Annotated in this window: 4 protein-coding genes and 1 other RNA gene; 4 read left to right on the forward strand and 1 reads right to left on the reverse strand. The window is 65.0% G+C overall.

Annotated features, from left to right (window positions below; all coding sequences use genetic code 11):
• Both AC1VAN_RS09750 and AC1VAN_RS09755 read left to right on the forward strand, forming a co-directional pair.
• A partial coding sequence (locus AC1VAN_RS09750) for an MBL fold metallo-hydrolase (RefSeq protein WP_480985716.1) occupies positions 1–591 on the forward strand: 591 nt, incomplete at its 5' end.
• On the forward strand, positions 588–977 hold the full coding sequence (locus AC1VAN_RS09755) for a nuclear transport factor 2 family protein (protein WP_442251305.1): 390 nt from the start codon (positions 588–590) through the stop codon (positions 975–977). The genes AC1VAN_RS09750 and AC1VAN_RS09755, both read left to right, overlap by 4 nt.
• Before the next feature lie 76 nt (positions 978–1,053).
• Here AC1VAN_RS09755 and ffs read toward each other — a convergent pair.
• An RNA gene (gene ffs, locus AC1VAN_RS09760) (signal recognition particle sRNA small type) lies at positions 1,054–1,150 on the reverse strand.
• Between the two features lie 299 nt (positions 1,151–1,449).
• Here ffs and AC1VAN_RS09765 point away from each other — a divergent pair.
• Together AC1VAN_RS09765 and AC1VAN_RS09770 are read left to right on the forward strand one after the other, a co-directional pair.
• Positions 1,450–1,767 carry a DMT family transporter gene (locus tag AC1VAN_RS09765; protein WP_032977375.1) on the forward strand — a complete coding sequence of 106 codons (318 nt, stop codon included), beginning with the start codon at positions 1,450–1,452 and terminating at the stop codon, positions 1,765–1,767.
• 367 nt (positions 1,768–2,134) lie between these two features.
• Positions 2,135–5,450 (forward strand): autotransporter-associated beta strand repeat-containing protein (locus AC1VAN_RS09770; protein ID WP_480985717.1); only part of this gene is annotated, 3,316 nt, incomplete at its 3' end.

Below are 5,450 nucleotides of genomic sequence, written 5' to 3' on the forward strand. Positions count from 1 at the left end.
CATGTACACCTGGACCATGTGGCCGGTTTCGAACGGCTGTTCGTGGATACCTTCTTCAGCGCGCAGCGGCGTGGCAAGGTGCGCCTGTACGTGCCGGCCACGGTGGTGCCGCTGCTGCACAAGCGCATCGGCGATTACCCGAACGTGCTGGCCGAGGGCGGCGCCAACTTCTGGGATGCCTTCCAGCTGATCGTGGTGGGCGATGCGTTCTGGCACGAGGGGGTGCGGCTGGAGGTGTTCCCCGTGCGGCACCACTGGCCGGAGACGGCCTATGGCCTGCGCCTGCAGGGCGCGCTGACCTGGAGCGGCGACACCAGGCCGATTCCGGAAATGCTGGCGCGCTATGCCAGTGACAACGAACTGATCGCCCACGACTGCGGGTTGCACGGCAATCCTTCGCATACCGGGGTAGATGACCTGGAGCGCGAGTACAGCGCCGAGCTGCAGGCACGGATGATGCTGTACCACTACGCCAGCGTGGCCGATGGCCAGGCCCTGGCCGCGCGCGGGCACCGGGTGGCACAGCCGGGCCAGTGTGTTGTGCTGGCCGCGCCGACCGCCCCGCACGTGCTGGCGCAGGATCCGCCGTGAGCAGCGCTGGCGCCGCCGCTTCACCGGCGCTGGCCGCCGAACTGGAGGGGTTGGAACGCGCACTGCATTGCCCGCAGGTGCGCGCAGACCATGAGCGTCTGGCGGCATTGCTGGATGAGGATTTCAATGAGATCGGCAGCTCCGGCCAGTGCTACGGCCGTGAAGCCGCGCTGGAAGAGATCCCGCTGGAGCGTGCGCAGGTGGTGATCGAGTCGGACCAGTACGCCGTGTGGATGCTGGCAAAGGGCCTGGCCCAGGTGCGTTACCGCAGTCGCTATCACGTCGATGACCAACCGCAGCGGTGGGTGCTGCGCAGCTCGCTGTGGCGTCAGCATTCAACGGGCTGGCGGATGGTGTTCCATCAGGGTACGCCTGAGGAGCGGTAGCGCCGGGACATGCCCGGCGAAGGGCGCCAACCAAGGTTGGCATCTACCGGAGCGGGGCTTCGCCGAAAAGGCGGTGGCCCCGCCGGCTGACCTCGGCGCCCGCGTCGATCGATACCGTTGCTGCCTTCCGGCCCTGGCGGAGTTTTCGACCTAGCGTCGCGAGGGGCCGACGGGGCCACCATAGAGACGTTGGCCGCCCGGAGGCGGCCGATTCACGGATCAGGGGAAGCAGCGCGTTGTGCGCCGGAGACCACAGCCGGACTGCACATCGGCTTACCGATGGCAGACGCGCATTCTAGCGCAGGCAGGTGCGTTGATGCCAGCTTCATGCACTGAATCCGATGTAACCCTGTGCGCCCAGCGTCGGCCGGTGGCTGCCGCCGTTGCTAGAATCCGGTCCCAGGAGGAACGACCTCCCCCACATCGGGATTCAATGACCAGGACGGCCTGGCCCTACCAAAGGAGGGCTGTCATGGCCTGGATCTATCTGTTGTTTGCCGGCCTGCTGGAAATCGTCTGGGCCGTGTCGATGAAGCAGTCTGAAGGCTTCACCAAACTCACCCCCACCGTCATCACCATCGTCGGCATGATCGCCAGCTTCTGGCTGCTGGCCGTCGCCATGCGCAGCCTGCCGCTGGGCACCGCCTATACGATCTGGACCGGTATCGGCGCGGTCGGTGCTTTCGTGGTCGGCATCGTGTTCCTGGGCGAGCAGGTCAGCCCGATGCGGATTGGCGCGGCGGTACTGATCGTCGCCGGCCTGGTTCTGATGAAACTCTCCAGCAGCTGAGGCCGGTTACGAATGCGGCGGGAATATGGATATTCCCGTTCTGCGGAAACAAGAGAATATGCATTTTCGGCAAAGTCGTGACGACTGTCGTGATTATTTGACGGCCATCATGAAAATAACGTGCCGGATTCACGTGGTGCTGGCGTTGACGGCCGCACAGTGCGCCCATTCGTCAAGCGAAACCGGGGAGTTTTCGCGCTGACGGACAGGCAGGCGCGCGCAGTTCCTGCAGCGCTTGCACGTGAAAGTGTGACTGTTTTTCAAGGTTGATACCGCAGGTCTTGTTCCCGGGTGGAGCAGGGCAGGACGACATCACCTCCAAAAAACCTGCCTGCTGTGCCACCGGTCATTTCATGGAGATTTACCGATGAACCGCATTTACCGTCTGGTTTTCAACCGTGCCCTGGGTGTGATGCAGGTGGCCTCGGAAATCACCCAGAATCCGACGGGAGGCGGTAAATCGGCAGGACGACACCTGCCGGGCTTGAAGGCGCATCGGCTGGCGCTGGCATTGGCCGCTACTTTGGCCAGTGGGTCGGCGTTTGCGGCATGCACCACGGCCGGTGCGGTGATTACCTGCGATGGCGCGACGGACCAGAACAATCTTTCCAGTACCGCCAATGGCGTGACCCTGAACATCGCCACCGGCGCGGTGCTGAGCGTGCCGCTCATCGTCGGCGGCAACGCAGTGACGCTGACCGGCAACGGGATCACTGTGAACAACGCAGGCTCGATTGATCCCACTCTCAACGGAGGTATCAGTCTGGCTGCCTCTGGCATGGTGCTGGGCAACAACACCGCCGGTGGCAACACGATCAACGTCACCAACCAGGCGGGCGGCAGCATCAAGGGCCTGGTCAACATCGGCTCGATTCTGGGCCTGGGCGGGCAGGCGCTGATCACCGAGAACGCTGCTGGCGGGGTAACCAACATCACCAACAACGGCACCGTGGGCATGTCCATTCTCGGAGCGGGCCTGCTGACCACCGCCGATGCTGCGGCGATCGTCACCTACGGCGGTGCCCGGGCGAACCTCGTCAATACCAGCACCATCACCGGGCGCATCGGGTTGGGTAGCTCAGCTGCTGGCAACACCGTGATCAACGCCGGCACCATCACTGGCAGCGTGCATCTGGGCAACTCCACCACGACCGGCAACAGCTTCACTGCAGTGTCCGGCTCCAGCGTGGCGCTGGGGCCGCTGGCGACCGGTATTGCCGGCGTATTCGGTGCTGCAGGCGTGAACCTCGCAGCGGCGGGCATCGTCGATGGCGGTACCGGTACCGGCGACCGCCTGCTCCTGCAGAACAGCGCAACCGGCCCGGGCAGTGGCACTGGCGGTGCGGTGACCACGATCAACTGGTCCGGCTACACCGGATTCGAGAACCTGACCGTCAACAGTGGTACCTGGAATCTGCAAGGTGCCTGGACCGGAACCAGTGCCACGATCAACGATGGCTTGGTCAACTTCAACAACGCGGCGTCATTCGGTACCGGTACCTTCAACGTCAACGGCGGCGCCATCGCGGCATCGGCGGGCGGGCTCACGCTTGCAAATTCCTTTGCGCTCAACACTGGCAGACTGACGTTGGGCGGCACCAACCCCTTCAGCTTGAGTGGTGTGCTGTCCGGTGCTGGCGGCCTGACCGTGACCAACACCGGTGTGGTCACGCTGGGCGGCGCGAACCTGTTCGGTGGTGGCGTCAACCTCAATGCTGGCGGCTTGCTGCTGGGCAACGCAGGTGCGCTGGGCAGCGGCAACCTGACGGTAGGTGGTGCCGCGTCGCTGGATACCAGCGGGGCCTTCAATCTCGCCAACAACATCGTCGTCAACGGTGGTGGCAGTCTGAATCTGGTCGGCACCAATGCGTTGACGTTGAACGGTGCGCTGTCTGGTGCCGGCAACCTGGTGAAGAACGGCGCCGGCACGCTCACCTTGGGCGGTGCAAACACGCTTACCGGCAATGTCTCGATCGCGGGCGGCGCGTTGGCGCTCGGTGCAGGCGGTAGCCTGTCACCGACCGCTGCGATCTCGCTCACGGCGGGCACGTCGCTGGACCTCACTGCCGCAGCCAACCAGACCGTCGGCTCGCTGTCCGGGCTTGGTGGAACGGTCAGCCTGGGCACTCGCACACTTACTCTAGGCGGTCTCGGCAATACCTCCTTCGCCGGCAACTTCACTGGCACTACCGGTGGCCTGGTCAAGGTCGGTACCGGAGTGCAGACACTGTCCGGCAGCAACAGCTTGACCGGTGGTTTTGCCCTGAATGGCGGCGGCCTGCTGCTCGGCAACAACGGTGCATTGGGAACGGGTGTGCTGAGCGTGGGCGGCGAGGTCACGCTGGATGGCACCACCGCAGCGCTCACCCTGGCCAACGACATCACGCTCGGCGCCGGCGGCTCGCTCGCGCTGCAGGGCGGCCAGCCCGTGGTGTTGAACGGGGTGATCTCCGGCGTCGGCAACATTGGCAAGAACGGCGCATCGCTGCTTACCTTGAACGGCACCAACACGTTCAGTGGCGGCCTCGTCGTCAACGGTGGCGGCCTGCTGCTGGGCAACAGCAGTGCGCTCGGTACCGGCCTGCTGGACATCAACAACGCTGCGACGCTGGATACCTCTTCAGCCCTGACCCTGGGCAATGACGTGATCATCGGCGCGGCAGGTTCGTTGAACGTGCTGGGTGGCAACGCGCTGACACTGGGCGGTGCGATTTCCGGTGGTGGCGGCCTGATAAAGAGCGGGGCTTCGACACTGACGCTCAACGGCGCCAATACCTTCACCGGTGGTTTGAACGTTGCTGCCGGCACGGTGGCGCTGGGCAGTGGTGGCAGCCTGGCCGCGACCGGCGCGGTCAGCCTGTCGGGGGCTGGGGCGGCGCTGGATCTTTCCCTGGGTGGTAACCAGACCATCGGTGCACTGTCCGGCGTGGCAGGTTCCACCGTGGCATTGGGCGGCAATACGCTCACCTTTGGTAGTGCGACCGACCAGACCTTCGCTGGAGTGATCAGTGGCGTCGGCGGAGGCCTGGTAAAGAGCGGAAGTGGTGTACAGACGTTGACCGGCGCAAACACCTTCACCGGCGGCGTCGCGCTCAATGCTGGCGGTCTGCTGCTGGGCAACAGCGGTGCACTGGGCACCGGCGCGCTCAGCATCAACGGTGCCGCGACGTTGGACGGCAGCTCTGCGCTGACCCTGGGCAACGCGGTCAACCTCGGTGCCGCGTTGACCCTGGGCGGCAGCAACAACATCACCCTGACCGGCGACATCTCCGGCGTCGGCAGCCTGACCAAGAACGGCGCCTCGCGGTTGACCTTGGACGGCACCAATGGCTTCAGCGGTGGCCTCAACCTCAATGCCGGCAGCGTGCTGCTGGGCAGCAGTGCGGCGGCCGGYACCGGMGCGCTGAACATCGGCGGCAACGTGTCGCTGGACGCGGCGGTTGCGCTGAACCTGAGCAACAACGTGGCCTTGGGTACCGGTGCGATTCTTACGCTCCCCGGCAGCCAGAACATCACGCTGGGCGGCGTGGTGTCCGGCGACGGTGGCCTGGCGAAGAACGGCGCCACGGTGTTGACGCTCAACGGTGCCAATACCTTCGGTGGYGGCCTGAACCTGGCGGGCGGCGGCCTGTTGCTGGGCAACAGTGGAGCGCTGGGAACCGGTGCGCTGAACGTTGCTGCGA

This window comes from Stenotrophomonas sp. 05L44_2 (genome assembly GCF_056665995.1).

Bases quoted from the DNA above. Each gene is read 5' to 3' on its own strand.
- AC1VAN_RS09765 (WP_032977375.1), top strand. From the start codon at position 1,450: ATGGCCTGGATCTATCTGTTGTTTGCCGGCCTGCTGGAAATCGTCTGG.